Source organism: Agrobacterium sp. GW821-FHT14E08 (genome assembly GCF_058803865.1).
On record NZ_JBXAPJ010000003.1, the window covers coordinates 637,443 to 653,402 of the forward strand.

The window sequence follows — 15,960 nt, forward strand, 5'->3', positions numbered from 1 at the left end:
CGATCCTCAACCCTCGATCTGCGGGGACTGGCTGCTCGGGCGGCCATTGCCGGACAGCGCTTTCAGCACATCCATTCTTTCGCCGAACATGGCGACCGATCCGTCTTTCAGCACCATGATCTTGTCGACGCATTGCAAAAGTGCCGGACGCTGGGTGATGGTGACGGTGGTGATGCCCTGTTTCTTGGCGTGCAGCAGCGCCTTGGCCAGCGCCTGTTCGCCCTGTGTGTCGAGATTTGAGTTGGGTTCGTCCAGCACCACGAATTTGGGATCGCCGAAGAAGGCGCGGGCAAGTGCGATGCGCTGTTTTTGGCCACCGGAAAGCGGTGCGCCATCGGCGGCGACCACGGTTTCATAACCCTGTGGAAAGCCCGCGATCAGCTCGTGTACATCGGCCAGCACCGCTGCCTCATAAATCTGCCGGTCCTCGATATCGTCGCGCATGCGGCAGATATTGGCCTTGATGGTGCCCGGGAAAAGCTGCACGTCCTGTGGCAGATAACCGATGCTTTCACCGAATTGCCGCTGGTCCCAATTGCGCAGGTCCATGAGATCGAGGCGGACATTGCCTGACGTGGGCAGGATGGAGCCGACCAGCATCTTCCCAAGCGTCGTCTTGCCGGAGCCGGAATTACCGATGATGGCGAGCGATTCCCCCTTTTTCAGCGAAAAGGAAATGCCGTTCAATATCACCTTCTTCTGCGGCGGCGGCACGAAGAGGATACGCTCCACATCCAGGCGTCCTTCCGGGTTGGGCAGGCGCAGACGTGGAAAGTTCAGCGGTGAACTGATCAGAAGCTGCTTGATACGGCCGTAGGAAGCGGCGGATTTGTTGAACTGGTGCCAGCCTTCGATCGCGCCTTCGATGGGTGCCAGCGCACGGCCGGAAATGATGGAGGCTGCAATCACCATGCCGCCGGTTAACTCGCCGGAGAGCGACAGATGGGCGCCCCAGCCCAGAAGCGCTATCTGGGTGATCATGCGGGCGGCTTTGGAGACGCCGGAGAACATGATGTTACGATCCTGCGCCGCCACATGCGACTTCAGGGACCCGGCCGTTTCACGGCCCCACATCTTCACTGCCTCGGGTATCATGGCGAGTGCATTGATGATCTGCGAATTGCGCGACATGGAATCGAGGTGGAAATTGGCGCGGCTCAGATAACCGGAAGCTTCGGCAAATTGTTTGGCGGTAAAACGCTGGTTCAGCCAGGCGATAATGAACAGGACCGCGCAGCAGACCATGATGATGATGCCGAGATGTGGATGCACAAGATAGACCACCACGATGAAGAGCGGCATTAGCGGCGCATCGAGGAAGGCGATCAAGGTTCCCGATGTCAGGAAGGAGCGCAGTTGCTGCAAATCCTGCAGGATCTGGTAGTCCTTGCCGCTGCCATGCAGGGAGGCGCGGGCGGCGGCGGACAGGATCGGCGCCCCAAGCTGTACCTCAAGTTCGACGGCGGTGCGCATCAGGATGAAGCGGCGGATCGCGTCCATGAAGGCCTGCAGCAGAACCGCGCCGAGGACGGCTACCGTCAGCATCACCAGCGTATCCATCGAGCGGCTGGTCAGCACCCGGTCCGAGATCTGGAAAAGATAAAGCGGGATCGCAAGCAGCAGGATGTTGATGGCGATGGTAAATAGCATCACCACCACCATGTTGCGGCGAACCGCGGCGATACCCTTGGCAAGACTTGCGGCGAAGTTGATCGGCTCGCTGCGCTTGTGGAAGCCGCTCTGGCTTCCGCCTCCGCCACCACCGCCGCCGCCGCCGCCGCCGCCATTGTCCGTCGGCTCCTTGCCGTTGCCGCCACCGCCCGTCACCGGCCGGCGCTCGTTTTCGCGGATCGGACCGTCATTATTGTCGATGGTCTTGACGAAAGGCAGGTCGCTATTGTCGACCTTGGCCTGGGGTTCAATAGGGGAGGTTGGCTGTGGGGGCTGCTGTGGCGCTGGTCTCTCCGGCGGAACATCGCGCAATTGCGCCGGTTGTTCCATTTGGGCCGGCGGTTGTGAAGGGGGTTGTGTGGGCGCTGCGTTCTGGGAGGTCGATGGGTTTTTCGCCTGCTCTGCGCCGGATAATTGGCGAAGGTTCTCAACGGCTTCGTTGATGGCCGAAATGCAGGCGTCGGTTAGCTTGCTGTCTTCCGCATCCTGATCAAGCGGCAAATCCAGCGAGCGCCCGTCGGCAATGGTTTTTCTTGAAATATGATCCATTTTTTATCGGTCCCCTCGGTGATCTTGCGGTGTTTGCGGTTCGGGCGGGGCGTATTGTTGTGCGTTTTTCCCGCCCCGCTTGCCAAACCTATGCAGTGACCGCTTGCATGACGTCGGCCGAATGGGCGTTTGACCATGACAGGTCGTGGCCGGCATTGATGACGCCGTCGGATTCGTTTTCGATGGTGGCGGGGTCGTCGTGAAGAAAGGCGATGACCTCATTTGCCAGCTGGCCGTGCTGCGCCGGCTGCGACGTATCGTTTTCGATGATGCCGCCCTGTATCAGAATGGCGTCTGAATAAACGCCGCCGGCGACATAGGTGGTCGAACCGAAGCTGTCGTAATCGACGATCTGTGCAATGTTGACGACGGCGTTGCTGCCGGTATCGATATTGACGGTGGCGTTCTCATTGTTTTCGAGAACCTTGGCGGCGGCCTGCGTCACATCGTCGGAATCACCCAGCACGCTCACCTGTTTGATGATGCTGACGTCATAAAGGTTGCCGGTAATGTAAAGGACGTTCAATCCCTGATAGCCGGCAAAATTGACGTCGTGGGCAAGTGCATCCGGCATGTTCGGGTCGCGCTCATTGATCGCGTTCACCGTCTGGTTCATGTAATCAGGCATGGTCTCGAAACGGTCATTGCTGCCGACATTGTGAATGCTGGCGTCGTTCCAGAGCAGGTTGTTGCCGGATTGAATGGTGGCGCCACCAGGCGCGTCAGGATTGGCGCGGGCCCAGTCATTGTCGTAAAGCACGGCAATCTGGCTGATGAGGTTCATGTCGAGGACATTGCCGCCGACGATGATCAGATCGTACTGCATGCCGATGCCGAGGAAATTGGCGATGTTGAGCGCGGCGTTGCCACCCGTCAGCAGGCTGACGGTCGCACCCGACGTGGTGATCGTCATCGTGTCATTGTCGCTGATGAACTGGTATTGCTCGATCCAGTGTACGAAGGAAACATCCCCCTCCAGAACGCTGACGCGCCAGGCGGTGGGGAATATCGGCGTTTCACCCGTCTCGTGGTTGTCCGCTGCGGCATTTTCCGCGCCGGGATAGACGCTGCGCTCGAAGTTGGCGATGTTGTATGCGGCCGTTGCGGCCTGATCTTCGGAATGGGAGAAGACGGAAGAAATCTCGTCCCGGTCGCTATAGATATAGGCTTGGGTAATGGCGTCGATCTGGTGATAGTTACCCATGACGGCGGTAACGGAGGTCATGACGCCGGTATTGACCAGCGTGGCGATGTTGGCGACGACATTGGCGCCGGCAGCGATATCGAGGCTGTTGCCGGCCGGGCTGTCTTCGTGCAGGGAAACGTCACTTTTTTCCGGTGCCTCGGCGGGTTTGGCAATGCCGCGGTCCGGCATGAAGTCATCGAGCGTCGGCTTGTCGTAGGCCACCGCGCCATTGATATAAAGACCGTTGATATCGTTGCCGGCCAGAACGAAATCCTGGTCCGCGCCGGTGCCAAGCGAGGTTACGTCATTGTCGCGGGCGTGTTCGATGTAGTCATGAGCGGATTTGGCAAGCGCCTGCAACGCATCGTAGTTGTCGGTACGCTGGAAGGTGGAGAAAGGCGTGAAGACCGACGCTTCGTTGTAGAACTCGACGGTGCGCTCCGTCACGAAGGTCGTGTCGCGCGCCACATTCGGGCCGTCCGTCATGTTCAGATAGTCGTCGTCCTGAAGAATATTGACCTGTGTAACATGGCCTATCACCGAGCCGGGTCCGGTATGGACCACCAGTTCGCGTTCTTCCTCGAAGGAGAGGCGGCCGGGAAAGCGGAAATTAGCGCCGGAGATATCGGCCGGGACGACATTTGCAAGCTGCTGCATGTCGTATTCGACAGCACGGGCGAAATGCGGCCGTATGTAATCGAAATCATAATAGCCGGCACGATATTTGACACCGGGGTCATAGTCGTCGAGGGCAACGTCGTAGTTCTTGTCGAGCAGCTTTGCTGCTTCATCGTCCGGCAAGCGATCCGGATCGGAATGCGCCGGGCCCTCGCTATAGTTGGTTCTCAGACGCGCATCCTCGATCACCGTATCGAAAAGGCCGATGAAATGCGCGATCATGTCGGAAATCTTGTCGATATGCATTGGAGGTCCTCCCCGATCATCGCGGCAGGGCTGGGGTGCGGGCGGCACACGTCTCAAAGGCGGTGCTTCGTTTTCACGCAAACCGGTCCTTTAACCGCGAACTGCACCGGCGGATGCCGGTGCAGCTCTTTTCGTCAAGAGGTGGGTATCAGGAGTGATCCTCACCGACATCGGACACATGCGAGTTACCGCCTGTGATCGTGACGTCAACGGCATTGGAGAGCATGTTGGCGCCCTGCACCAGTTCCAGATGGAAGCCGGAATTTGCAAGGATTGCCGATGCATCCGCAGTGCTGGTGCCTGCTGCGTCGTCGCCGGCCTTGAGGTCCCATCCCTTGCCGTCCATGCCTTCCGCGCCATAGGCGTCGCCGGCATTGGCGCTCAGGTGGTTTTCCGCACCGCCATTCTGCATCTTGATGTCGTAGGCCTGATCCTGGTCTGCCAGGTGGTTGGCCTGCACCATGCTGAAGCCGGTGTCGTTGCCGTCTCCGCCGAGCGAGTTGTTGAGGATATTGTCGACATCGAGTGTGAAGGAGAAGTCGTCACCCAGGTTGAAGGTGAGGTCTCCGCCGGCGATGCCGAGATTGCCGACATCCTTGACGCCCGTGATGTTGCCGAAGTCGTCATCCGACTTGTAGAAACTGTCTGCGGAGTTGAAGCTGTCGGAGGTCGTTGTGGTCTTGGTGGAGGTGTCGTTGTCGGAATAGTTGGACGTTTTGGTGTCCGTATCCGTGATCGTCTTCACATTGGTATCGTTGTCGCTGTACGACTTGCTTTCATAGCTCCAGTCGTAGTCGACCTTGATATCAGTGTTGGTTTCGGTGCTTGTCTTGGTGGTCGTGTCGTTGTCGCTGTAGGACTTGCTGTCATAGCTCCAGTCATAGTCGTTATCGCGATTGTCACCGTTATTGGCGTCAACATCGATCTTGGCGTCAACATCCACATTGGTGCTGTTGTCGCTGTTGTCGTTGTTGCGGTTTTCACCGTTTGCGGTGCCGACATTGCTGTCTTCCACCTTGGCGTCATTGGTCGAGGTGTTGGCAAAACCCTCGGAAAGAGCGCCGATCTTGGTGATGTCGTCGCCAGCCGGCTGTGGATTGTAACCCATTTCGATTTCCTCCGAAAAAGCTCGGAGCAGCTTTCGAAATCCCTCTCATCTTAAATGGGATTTTTTCGCGCTTGCTCCGCGTTGTACAAAGATTGATGTTTGCAGATGTACTCGTTACGCATCACCTGCGGTTTGGCATCGGCCCGTGACCGGGCTCTTTTCGTTCAGCCCTTGTGCGCTACTCGGTAAAAAGGCGCACAAATCCTATCCTCGCCCCAATGGGGAGCGCGGTGGCTTTCGTCTTTTCGGTCTTATGTTTCTTGAAAAGGAACCGGCATCTGCAAACACACGTCAAAGGCCGGGATTGTCTTTCCATCGGTCGCCGTTTCAGCGACGGTCAGACTGTGCAGCAGAAAAATTGCCGTTCCTAGATATCAATTCGGGTTAAACATATTGGCGCTTTCACCCCGAATATATATGTCGGAGGGTGTTGCTCAGCGGTCGTTTCGCCGCTTACGCCGGGAATAAAGCGGCTTTGGCGATCGCCAGCGGCTTTTTCGAAAAACATGGTTTATTTCGGTGAGAAAAGTCTTGCATCCCGAAACGGCACATCCTCCGGGCGCGCCTGGCGGGGAGGTATGTAAAGGGATTTCAACTAAAAGTTATATTTTCCCGGATTACAAAACCGCAGCGAAAGCTTTTCCGATGTGTTTGTTTTTCCAACATTTCCGGGATCAGTGATTCTGTCACTGCGTAACCTATTTTGTACGTCAATTGTAAAAAATAACCCGTTTGGGCCATTTATTTACACAGCTTTTCGTATTAGCCTCCTTAATTAACGGGTAATTAATGATAGTTGACATGGCTTGAGGCGGGAATTGCCCCTTATGTTTTCAGGGGGGCCTCGGCAGACACAGACGACACAACCAAAAGAATGTAATGCGTAAGCGCTTTAGGGAGGCGTCAATGTTCATGGGAACTTCAGATTATGCGGCTAAACAGAGTGGTGCCGTTGCTCCTATAAATGGAACTTTATTGATCATAGCGGATCCGGACCTGTTTTCCGAGTGCCTCGTGGAGGCGTTGGGCAAAAAGTTCCCCACATTCGCAGTGGTCAGCGTCGCTTCGTCGGCGACGATCGACGATGATTACGGCGCCAATGTCCGGCTGGTATTGCCATACCGCCTATCGTCGGAGCGGCTTCACGGCGTTCTTTCAACCATTCGCGAAAAACACCCCGACGCGGCTATCGCGCTGGTCGTCGAAACCATCGACAAGTGCGAGGAGTCACTGAAGCAACTGGTGGGGACGCGCATTATAGATGGCGTATTGCCGCTTAACCTCCGGCTTGACGTCTTTATGGCGGCCGTCGACCTGCTCATGAAAGGCGGGGAGCATTTTCCTGCCGCTCTTCTTGGCAAGCTCACGCCCTATTCCCAGGCCGTCAACGGCAAAAACGTTCAAAACAATGCCGTAATCGCCAATCGTGCTGACGCCCTCGCTGTCAGCAGGGGCGAAATGTCGGCGCTGACCACGCGGGAAGTGCAAATTCTCGACCTTCTCTGCAAGGGAACGCAGAACAAGATCATCGCGGACCGGCTTCACCTGTCGGAAAACACGGTGAAGGTACACGTTCGTAATATCTACAAGAAGATGCATGTGCGTAACCGCACGGAAGCCGCCTCACGCTTCTTTAATAAAGACGAAGACGCGGCCTTTTCCGGCTGGAGAAACTGAACGCCGGGCGGCGAAGATCGCCAGGCGCCAGTATCATCAGGTTTTCTGCCGAGGCTCAGGGCCTCAGGAAGCAGCGGGACTTCTGACCAAATCCGCTCGGTGAGCAGATATAGGGGGAAGAACCGGAGTAGGACGGCCGCGATATCGACGGCGTCTCGGACGACGATGCGTCGGCAACAAGCGTAACAGCCGCATTGCCTGCCTTGTCGTAACCGTAGGAAGCCTTGGCCGGAGCAACGCGCGTCTTCATCGTGGCCGTATTCGCAGATGCGGTCTTGATGAGAACGGCGTCTTCGACCACGGAGCAGGAAGCAGTGGCGAAGGTGAAGGCCGCAAGTGCTGTGGCAACAAGTGCGAAGTGACAGCGGCGAGCTGCTTTGCCGCTATCGGAATAAGGCATTTCATTCATAGTGTATGTCCCCTGAAATCGACTGTCTGTCGCATCTCGCCGGGCGGTTTTGTCCCGGTGGACCGAGCCTTACAAAACCAGGATAGTCCCGACTGGTTGAGCGAAGCTTGCGCTAATGCTCAATAAGAAAGGCATAATGGAGGCATAGTTAAAAAGTATTAAATCAAGGGACTAATTTGAGTAATAACGGGTAATCAATTGTAATATTTCTATAAAATGAAGTTGACCTGTTTTTCGTCGCGCCTATCATAAAAGTTGAAATCTATCGAATCGAAATATTAAAACCTCCAGAAGAAATAAAAACCGGAGGATGATATTCAAGATACCGCACAATCGGGAGTTTGATCCAGTTCAAGTCGAATCAGCCGGGCTGATTCCTCATGGGGAGGAGTGTGTAATGCGTAATTTCGTTCCCAACGAGCATGATAACGGCGTCACAATCTATTCCGAGTGGCGGCCAGGCCAGCGCGTTCTTGTCAATGGCGGCGCTGGTTTTCTTGGTTCCCACCTTTGCGAACGCCTGCTGGCCTGCGGCCACGAGGTGATCTGTCTCGACGATCTTTCCACCGGACGGACGGCGAATGTCGAGCATTTACGGGACAATAAGCGGTTTTTGCTGGTTGAGCACGACGTGCGCAAACCCTATGACATCGACGTTTCGCTGATCTTCAACTTCGCCTCGCCGGCCTCACCACCGGACTATCAGCGCGATCCCGTCGGCACCCTGCTCACCAATGTGCTTGGTGCGGTCAACGTGCTGGAGGTCGCCCGCAGATGCGGTGCAACCGTAGTGCAGTCCTCGACATCGGAAGTCTATGGTGATCCGCTCGTCAATCCGCAGCCGGAAAGCTATTTCGGCAATGTAAATACAATCGGGCCGCGAGCTTGTTACGATGAGGGAAAACGCAGCGCTGAAACGCTGTTTTTCGATTATCACCGCTTTTATGGCGTCGACATCAAGGTCGGGCGCATCTTCAACACCTATGGGCCGCGCATGCGCCCGGATGATGGACGTGTGGTTTCCAACTTCATCGTACAGGCACTGAAAGGCACCGACATCACCATTTATGGCGATGGCAGCCAGACGCGTTCCTTCTGCTATGTCGACGATCTCATCGACGGTTTCCTGCGTTTCTCGGCAAAGCCGAAGGACTGCATCGGGCCGATCAATCTCGGCAACCCGACGGAAATTCCGGTGCGGCAACTGGCTGATATCGTCATCCGCATGACGAATTCCAGCTCGCGGATCGTCCATCTGCCTGCAGCGATCGACGATCCGCAGCAGCGGCGTCCCGATATTTCGCGGGCCAAGGAACAACTCAGATGGCAACCACGTGTACCGCTCGAAATAGGACTGGAAAAAACCATCGTCTATTTCGATGCGCTGCTGTCCGGCAGATATGTGGCGGAGGCCGTATGAGATGCCCCGCACAATCCTCGTCACGGGCGGGGCCGGGTTCATAGGCAGCCACATCTGCAAGGCGCTGGCTCAATCCGGCTTCAAGCCCATCGCATACGACAATCTCTCGACGGGTCACGCGGATTCGGTTCGCTGGGGTCCCTTTATCGAGGGCGACATTCTCGACCGTGGTCTGCTGAAGGCCACGCTCAAGGAGTTCGCGCCATCCTTCGTCATTCATTGCGCTGCCAATGCCTATGTCGGCGAATCCGTCGAAGATCCGCGCAAATATTATCGCAACAATGTCGGCGGCAGTCTGGCGCTTCTGGATGCCTGCCTCGAGCAGAATATTGACGGGCTGGTATTTTCCTCCAGCTGCGCCACCTATGGCGTGCCGCTGCAATTGCCGATCCGCGAAGAAACGGCACAGGTGCCCGTCAATCCTTACGGACGCACGAAGCTGATTTTCGAAATGGCGCTTGATGACTATGCTGCAGCCTACGGACTGCGTTTCGTCGCATTGCGCTATTTCAACGCGGCGGGCGCTGACCCGGATGGCGAGCTCTGTGAACGCCATGAACCGGAAACCCATCTGATCCCGCGGGCCCTGATGGCGGCCGCTTCGCGACTGCCGCAACTCGATGTCTTCGGTGCGGATTACGACACCAGCGACGGCACCTGCATTCGCGATTACATCCATGTCAGCGATCTGGCCGATGCCCATGTCGCTGCCGTCAACTATCTGGCCGATGGCGGCGAGACGCTGCGTGTCAATCTTGGTTCCGGCCACGGTACATCGGTTGGCGATATCATCCGGGCGATCCACCGTGTGACGGGGCAGGAGGTGCCGGTGCATTTCGGCGCAAGGCGCGCCGGTGATCCGCCAGCCCTGTTTGCGGATATAAGACGGGCGGAAGAAACACTTGGCTTTACCCCGAAACGTTCGGATATTGACACCATCATCCGCACGGCCGGGCCCGGCTTCGGGCTGGAGGTGCTGTCATGAAGACGCGGTCCATCCCATCTGTCGCATCATCGCGCGTCGCTACAGGCGAATTGCGGATGCTGCCGGTCTTTACCGGCTGGAACCGCATGGCCTATCTTCTGGGTATTGGCGGCTGGCTGGTGACACTCGCTTATTTCTGGATCTGGTGGCTGGATAGGGACCGGGTCATCGACTGGCCCTATTACACCGTCGTCACCATGACGCTCGCGTGGATCACCCTTTTGCCGTCCTATTTCATTTTCATTTTCCTGAACGCCAGGGTTGTCGATCGACGCTCTGCTTTGCCGAAGGGGCGGGTGGCGATGGTCGTCACCAAGGCGCCGTCGGAACCCTTCGCCGTTGTGCGCAAAACGCTGCTCGCGATGCTGGAGCAGAAGGGGCTGGAATTCGACGTATGGCTTGCGGATGAAGACCCGGATACGCAGACGCTGACATGGTGCGGTGCGCATGGTGTTTTCGTTTCCACGCGCAAAGGTGTGGCCGATTATCATCGCAAGACCTGGCCGCGCCGCACGCGTTGCAAGGAAGGTAATCTCGCTTATTTCTACGATCATTACGGTTATGAGCGGTATGATTTCGTCGCCCAGTTCGACGCCGACCACGTGCCGGAGCCGGAATATCTCAGCGAGATCATCCGTCCCTTTGCCGATCCTGCGGTGGGCTATGTCTCGGCGCCAAGCATTTGCGATGCCAATGCCGGTGAGAGCTGGGCAGCGCGTGGCAGGCTTTATGCCGAGGCGAGCCTGCATGGTGCGCTGCAGCTGGGATATAACAATAGTTGGGCGCCGCTTTGCATCGGTTCGCACTACGCCGTGCGCACGAAAGCATTGCGTGAGGTGGGCGGGCTTGGACCCGAGCTTGCCGAGGACCATTCCACTACGCTTCTGATGAATGCCGGTGGCTGGCGCGGCGTTCATGCCGTCAACGCCATTGCGCATGGCGACGGGCCGTCGACCTTTGCCGATCTCATCGTGCAGGAGTTCCAGTGGTCGCGCAGCCTGATGACCATCCTGCTGCAATATTCGCGGCATTATGTGCCGAAGCTGCCCCTGCGGCTGAAGTTCCAGTTCCTGTTTTCGCAGCTCTGGTATCCGCTGTTTTCGGGCTTCATGGCGCTGATGTTTGTGCTTCCCGCCGTCGCCCTGATGCGCGGGCATGTACTGGTCAACGCTTCCTATCCGGCGTTTCTGGCGCATTTCCTGCCGATTTCGCTGATCATGATCGTCTTTGCCTTTTTCTGGCGGGCCACGGGGGCATTTCGCCCGCACAATGCCAAGCTGTTCAGCTGGGAAGCCATGGTGTTTCTGTTCCTGCGCTGGCCGTGGTCGCTGATGGGGGTGCTTGCGGCGATACGCGACACGGTCCGTGGCGACTTTGTCGACTTCCGCATTACGCCGAAGGGCACGCAGGCAACACCGCCGCTGCCACTCCGGGTAATCGCGCCTTACATGGTTTTGGCCGCGATAAGCCTTCTGGCGATGGTGCTGGCGCCGCGGGAAAGTGGAGCGGAAGGATTCTTCGTTTTCGCTGCGATCAATGTGGCAATTTATGCGGGCCTCTCGGTGTTTCTGCTTATCCGCCACGCGATGGAAAACGGTTTGCCAAAGCTGCCGGCATTGCGTGGCGCGGCGACTGCCGCCGCCTGTTCGGCGCTGCTCGTGGCTGGTAGTGCCGCGGAACTCAGCTCCCATGCAATTGGCGGGCTGGAGGCGCTGTCGCACGGACAACCCTATGTCAGCTTCACCGAAACGCGGTTCACCGTGGCCGGTGCGGGCGTGGAGGGAGCGAGATCGGTGCGCCTGAAACTGCGCATCGTGCTGCCGGGAATGCCCGGAGATCGAAACATCCAGGCGGAGCCCATGGTGCCGCCGCCGGTGATGGCAACCGGAGAAATCATGCTGGCCGACAATAGGGTCGGACAATAGAAGGAGGAGGCTGTGATGAGAACAACAATAAGCAAATGCGGATTCTCCGCTTTCGTACTCTGCCTTGCGGTGATCGCGCCCAGTGCCGTCCACGCCGCAGGCGGCACGAAGACGCCGAAACCGCTCAGAACCAGCGAAGTCGTGGACATGTACTTCGACAAGACCTGGAAATGGGAAACGGGCGGCGGACGCTTCATTGCCGATGGCCGCAAGTTCGTTGCCGCCACGGAAGAAAAGGGCGTGAAGTCGGTCGGCGATGGCCGCTGGACCGTGGATGCCAATGGTACGCTGTGCATGCGCGCCACATGGAAGAGTACTGCGGGAAGCGGCAAGGCCGATACCTGCTTCGACCATGGCCGCATCGGCAAGGTGCTTTACCAGCGCAAGCAGGGCGGCCCCTGGTACGTGTTCCGGCATAACCCGCCGCGACCCGGAGATGAATTCCTGAAACTTGTCCGCAAGGACGATGTCACCCCGCAGATCGCCGCTTACGACAAGGCGATGACCGCGACGAGGTAGGAGGAAAGTGTCATGCAAATAACAAGAAGAAGACTGCTTTTCGCAAGTGGGGCCGCTGTTGCTGCTTCAGCCAGCATGTATCCCATATTCAAGCTGGACGCCCAGGGGGTAGCGCCCATGGGTTCCACGGGCATGAAGACACTTGCCGATAAACGCCCGACATTGCATGCGGACGGCATCCGCTTCGGCGCTTACGATCCGCACGGTGATTTCACCGGCCAGACCGGGGTGGCGACGGAACATCTGTTTCTGCCCTGGGAAGACGTGGATCTCGACAGCCTTGCGCTCGCGGACGCCTATGCCCTGGAACGCAAGCGCAATGTCATGATCACGGTTGAGCCCTGGTCCTGGGACGTCAACTGGCGTCTCACCTCCGACGAGTTGCGCCGCAAGGTGCTGGGAGGTGACTACGACAAGAACATGCAGGCGATTGCAGCACGCATGTCGGCCATGAAAAGTCCGCTCATCCTGCGCTGGGGGCAGGAAATGGAAGACACGTCCGGCCGCTTCTCATGGTCGGGGTGGAATCCGCAGGACTACATCACAGCCTATAAGCGCATGGTGGATATGACCCGCAAGGCGGTCCCCGGCGTCAAGATCATGTGGTCTCCGAAGGGGCTCGATGGTCTCAAGGCCTATTATCCCGGCGACAGCTATGCCGACCTGGTCGGCCTTTCGGTCTTCGGTCTCGAGGATTACGACAAGATCGAATATGGCGGGCCGCAGAAGTTCTCCGATCTGCTGCGTAAAGGCTATGGGCTTGTCGAAACCTTCAACAAGCCGATCTGGGTCGCCGAACTCGGTTATGAAGGCGGCGATTCCTATGTTCGCCCGTGGATGAACGACGTGACGCTGAAGCAGGCGGATTTTCCCAGGCTGGAAGAGGTCGTCTATTTCAACGACAAGGACGTGCACAACTGGCCACACAATCTCGGCAAGCCCGACTGGCGCGTGGTGCGCCCTGCAAAGGCTTAACCGAGGCCGAGCGGACCGAGCGGACGCCCGGCCCGCTCGGCCCGCCCGGACATTATCCGCTGATTGCCAGCACCGCCTCCGCCTCATAGATGGCGCAGACGATATGATAGAATGTACTGGCCGGCGCTGGCTCGTCGAGCATTGGCCTGTCGGCCGGCCATTTGTCGAACCACAATCCCCTGACCGGTGTGTCGAGGAAGGGTTGCACCGCGCCGATGGCCCTGAGGCCCGAAGCGAGGTAACGCTGCCGTTCCTCGCCTGATGTGACGCTGGCAAGGCGCACCGCCGCCTTCAGCCATTCTGTCTGCGGCCACAGCCGCGCCAGCCCGTCATGCACCGAAAAATCATCATAGAGGCTCATGATCGCCACCTTGCGGCGCGGGCAGATGCCATGGTCCTCACCGATCTCGAAAAGGCGCTTGGCCTTGTCTATCGCCTCTTCATTATTGCGCAGGCTGCCCCAGCGCACCAGAAGCCACGCCCATTCAAACTGGTGACCCGGTTCCATGATGCGGCCCTTGTCGCCCTCATAGGGCGTCCAGTCATGGCCGAAGAATTCCCGCAATCCGCCATTGCCGCCATCGATGAAGCGGGTCAGCGCAAGATCGGCGATCTCATCGGCCAGCGCTGACCACGGACCCTGCGGGTCCTGCGCTTCCCAGGCGAGCATCGCCTCGAACAGATGCATGTGCGGATTGGAGCAGAGCGGCGTGCGCGGCGGATTTGCCTCCTCGAAGCCGGTGGCGGGATGTTTGTAGTCGCGCTTGAGGATCGCGAGAATGTCGAGCGCCCGGCCGCGCATCTCGTCCTTGCGGTCGGGAAGGGCTGCGGCCGTCTGGGCGGCGGCGAAAAGCGCAAAAGCCTGATTGTAGAGATCGAAGGATGGATCGATCAGCTTCCCGGTCTGGTCGGCGAGGTTGCCGTAAAGGCCGTTATCGAGGCGATAGACCTTTTCGAACCAGGAGAGGCCATGCGAGAGCGCCTCCTTCCAGGGTCCCTGCCAGCCGTACTGGCCGGCGGCGGCGAAACAATAGGCCTGCCGCGGCTGGACGCGGGCGCGGCGGTCATCGGAAAAAACCGGTTTTGCATCCTGGCCGAGGCGCTCGTAAAAACCGCCGTCGGGTCGGGCGGAACCCGCCTCCCACCATAGGGGCAGGGCGTCCTTATCCAGCCATTTCCGTAATGTTCCGATCTCTTCGGCAAGCGCCTGCGCGATGCTCGGAAATTGCACAGTCATGCGTCAACTCTCTGTTTTTACAGTTGAATGAAAAATTAGACCAATAAAAATACGTAATTATGAGGGCAAGTAGACCATGGGACATATTGCACTGCAACCGTAAAAATTATCGACCTGACGTTGAGCCAACCCATACCGCGGCAATTGGTTCCGCCGTCGGGCATGGCCAACATCGGATCCGCAGTGATTCGAAAGCCATAAAGTCTCAGAAATTACAACGGAAATTTGAGATTGCTTATTCGTAGTCCTCACGTATTTCGTAACAATGGTCTGGTCATTAGTGATTCGGTCTCCTTTTAACCTGGGCGGCGTTGGGGAAACAAAGGGGCGCAGGGCAGTGAGATTTTCTGCCTATACTTCATTGCTGTTCTCCGTTGCGGTTCTTGCGGGCTGCAATACTCCTGCGGGCGTTCGGTCGTTCGGAGGCGCGCAGATGTTGTCTCCGTCCGAGGCGCTTGTTTTCCCGCCGCCAGGCGGTCCGGAAATCGTTACCGTCATCAACCGTACCTATTCGAACGCCGTGGCGCAGCAGGTCATATTGCGTTCCGAGGCGGCAACGCCCGGACAGAACTATATCAAGGCGGAATTTTTCGGTCCGCAGCAGGCGGGCGATACCGATCGCGACGCTCTGACGTTCACCGGTTTCAGGGCCGCCTCTGTCGCGCGTGAAATCCGCGCGGAGTTTCCGGGCGAAAACATCGCCATGTCGGCCAATTACCTGCAGAACGGCTACGGCGCCTTTTCCTATGCGGCCGGTAGCGGCAGGGGCGGCGACACCTGTCTTTATGGCTGGCAGGACATACGCTCGCCGGAAAGCATGCGGCAGGATTTCCGCAACCTTGGCCGTATCAAGGTGCGACTGCGGCTCTGCCAGTCGAATGCGAGCGTCGAACGGCTTCTGGCCGTCATGTATAATTACACGATTACCGGCACCTATGCCTCGCAAAGCTGGAACCCCTACGGCACGCCGCAGGCGGTGGACCAGAACCTCGGCCGGCCGGGCCATCCGGTCTATCCTGTCAAGGCGGATGACGTGCCGATGCGGCCTGGGGGCGAAGTGACTGCGAGTGTGCCGAGACCGCCTGTGCGCCGTGCCGCCGCAGCTGTCGCGCCTGTTCGGCCCGAGCCGCAGCCGTTGCCGCCGGTAGCGGCAGTCAGCATTCCGTCGCCAACATCGGCCGGCTTCCCCGCCCAGCCCGCACGGCCTGCCGTGGCTGGCAGCCGCGCGGAAGGTGTGCAGGCGGAGAGCCGGCAGCCTTTGCAGGTTCCGCAGGTGTCCATTCCCTCGCCAGCATGTCTGTCCGGTTCGGGAGCGGCTCAGGGATGCAGATAGGCGCTGGAACAAGGGTAGAAGAGGTCGTTGCAAAAAATCCGG

12 protein-coding genes are annotated in these 15,960 nt (G+C 58.1%); 7 read left to right on the forward strand and 5 right to left on the reverse strand.

The window, feature by feature from the left end:
- Positions 1 to 6 precede the first annotated feature (6 nt).
- From AC1ROR_RS15655 to AC1ROR_RS15665, 3 genes are all read right to left on the reverse strand, one after another.
- Complete coding sequence (locus tag AC1ROR_RS15655; protein WP_498589951.1) at positions 7 to 2,220, reverse strand: type I secretion system permease/ATPase; 2,214 nt, start codon at positions 2,218 to 2,220, stop codon at positions 7 to 9.
- An 88-nt stretch (positions 2,221 to 2,308) separates the two neighbouring features.
- Entirely contained in the window at positions 2,309 to 4,330 is a 2,022-nt protein-coding gene (locus AC1ROR_RS15660; protein WP_498589952.1) for a hypothetical protein, read from the reverse strand.
- A 148-nt stretch (positions 4,331 to 4,478) separates the two neighbouring features.
- Positions 4,479 to 5,438, reverse strand: coding sequence for a hypothetical protein (locus tag AC1ROR_RS15665; RefSeq protein ID WP_035220926.1), 960 nt, complete (start codon positions 5,436 to 5,438; stop codon positions 4,479 to 4,481).
- A 906-nt stretch (positions 5,439 to 6,344) separates the two neighbouring features.
- On the opposite strand from AC1ROR_RS15665, the gene AC1ROR_RS15670 reads away from it, so the two are divergent.
- Positions 6,345 to 7,115: a helix-turn-helix transcriptional regulator gene (locus AC1ROR_RS15670; protein WP_142170550.1), complete on the forward strand. Its 771-nt coding sequence runs from the start codon at positions 6,345 to 6,347 to the stop codon at positions 7,113 to 7,115.
- Positions 7,116 to 7,170: 55 nt separating this feature from the next.
- On the opposite strand, the gene AC1ROR_RS15675 is transcribed toward AC1ROR_RS15670, so the two are convergent.
- A complete protein-coding gene (locus AC1ROR_RS15675) occupies positions 7,171 to 7,524 on the reverse strand; it encodes a hypothetical protein (protein WP_498589953.1) in 354 nt (117 codons plus the stop codon).
- 397 nt (positions 7,525 to 7,921) lie between these two features.
- On the opposite strand from AC1ROR_RS15675, the gene AC1ROR_RS15680 reads away from it, so the two are divergent.
- From AC1ROR_RS15680 to AC1ROR_RS15700, 5 genes are read left to right on the forward strand one after another with little or no spacing between them, the layout of a single operon-like run.
- Entirely contained in the window at positions 7,922 to 8,944 is a 1,023-nt protein-coding gene (locus AC1ROR_RS15680; RefSeq protein WP_035220920.1) for a UDP-glucuronic acid decarboxylase family protein, read from the forward strand.
- Between the two features lies 1 nt (position 8,945).
- Entirely contained in the window at positions 8,946 to 9,929 is a 984-nt protein-coding gene (galE, locus tag AC1ROR_RS15685; RefSeq protein WP_498589954.1) for a UDP-glucose 4-epimerase GalE, read from the forward strand.
- On the forward strand, positions 9,926 to 11,854 hold the full coding sequence (locus tag AC1ROR_RS15690) for a glycosyltransferase family 2 protein (RefSeq protein ID WP_498589955.1): 1,929 nt from the start codon (positions 9,926 to 9,928) through the stop codon (positions 11,852 to 11,854). Before galE ends, AC1ROR_RS15690 begins: the two co-directional genes overlap by 4 nt.
- 15 nt (positions 11,855 to 11,869) lie before the next feature.
- Positions 11,870 to 12,373 (forward strand): DUF995 domain-containing protein, encoded by a 504-nt coding sequence (locus tag AC1ROR_RS15695; protein WP_080837458.1) that lies wholly within the window; start codon positions 11,870 to 11,872, stop codon positions 12,371 to 12,373.
- Positions 12,374 to 12,385: 12 nt separating this feature from the next.
- A complete protein-coding gene (locus AC1ROR_RS15700) occupies positions 12,386 to 13,348 on the forward strand; it encodes a glycoside hydrolase family 26 protein (protein WP_498589956.1) in 963 nt (320 codons plus the stop codon).
- Positions 13,349 to 13,400: 52 nt separating this feature from the next.
- Here AC1ROR_RS15700 and AC1ROR_RS15705 read toward each other — a convergent pair whose 3' ends face one another.
- On the reverse strand, positions 13,401 to 14,585 hold the full coding sequence (locus AC1ROR_RS15705) for an AGE family epimerase/isomerase (RefSeq protein ID WP_498589957.1): 1,185 nt from the start codon (positions 14,583 to 14,585) through the stop codon (positions 13,401 to 13,403).
- 433 nt (positions 14,586 to 15,018) lie between these two features.
- Between AC1ROR_RS15705 and bcsN the strand changes: the two genes are divergently transcribed.
- Positions 15,019 to 15,918, forward strand: coding sequence for a cellulose biosynthesis protein BcsN (gene bcsN / locus AC1ROR_RS15710; protein WP_498589958.1), 900 nt, complete (start codon positions 15,019 to 15,021; stop codon positions 15,916 to 15,918).
- Positions 15,919 to 15,960 lie beyond the last annotated feature (42 nt).

Excerpts from the sequence above, each read along its gene's own strand:
- AC1ROR_RS15655 (WP_498589951.1), bottom strand. The coding sequence starts at position 2,220 with ATGGATCATATTTCAAGAAAAACCATTGCCGACGGGCGCTCGCTGGAT.
- AC1ROR_RS15660 (WP_498589952.1), bottom strand. The coding sequence starts at position 4,330 with ATGCATATCGACAAGATTTCCGACATGATCGCGCATTTCATCGGCCTT.
- AC1ROR_RS15665 (WP_035220926.1), bottom strand. The coding sequence starts at position 5,438 with ATGGGTTACAATCCACAGCCGGCTGGCGACGACATCACCAAGATCGGC.
- AC1ROR_RS15670 (WP_142170550.1), top strand. The coding sequence starts at position 6,345 with ATGTTCATGGGAACTTCAGATTATGCGGCTAAACAGAGTGGTGCCGTT.
- AC1ROR_RS15675 (WP_498589953.1), bottom strand. The coding sequence starts at position 7,524 with ATGAATGAAATGCCTTATTCCGATAGCGGCAAAGCAGCTCGCCGCTGT.
- AC1ROR_RS15680 (WP_035220920.1), top strand. The coding sequence starts at position 7,922 with ATGCGTAATTTCGTTCCCAACGAGCATGATAACGGCGTCACAATCTAT.
- galE (WP_498589954.1), top strand. The coding sequence starts at position 8,946 with ATGCCCCGCACAATCCTCGTCACGGGCGGGGCCGGGTTCATAGGCAGC.
- AC1ROR_RS15690 (WP_498589955.1), top strand. The coding sequence starts at position 9,926 with ATGAAGACGCGGTCCATCCCATCTGTCGCATCATCGCGCGTCGCTACA.
- AC1ROR_RS15695 (WP_080837458.1), top strand. The coding sequence starts at position 11,870 with ATGAGAACAACAATAAGCAAATGCGGATTCTCCGCTTTCGTACTCTGC.
- AC1ROR_RS15700 (WP_498589956.1), top strand. The coding sequence starts at position 12,386 with ATGCAAATAACAAGAAGAAGACTGCTTTTCGCAAGTGGGGCCGCTGTT.
- AC1ROR_RS15705 (WP_498589957.1), bottom strand. The coding sequence starts at position 14,585 with ATGACTGTGCAATTTCCGAGCATCGCGCAGGCGCTTGCCGAAGAGATC.
- bcsN (WP_498589958.1), top strand. The coding sequence starts at position 15,019 with ATGTTGTCTCCGTCCGAGGCGCTTGTTTTCCCGCCGCCAGGCGGTCCG.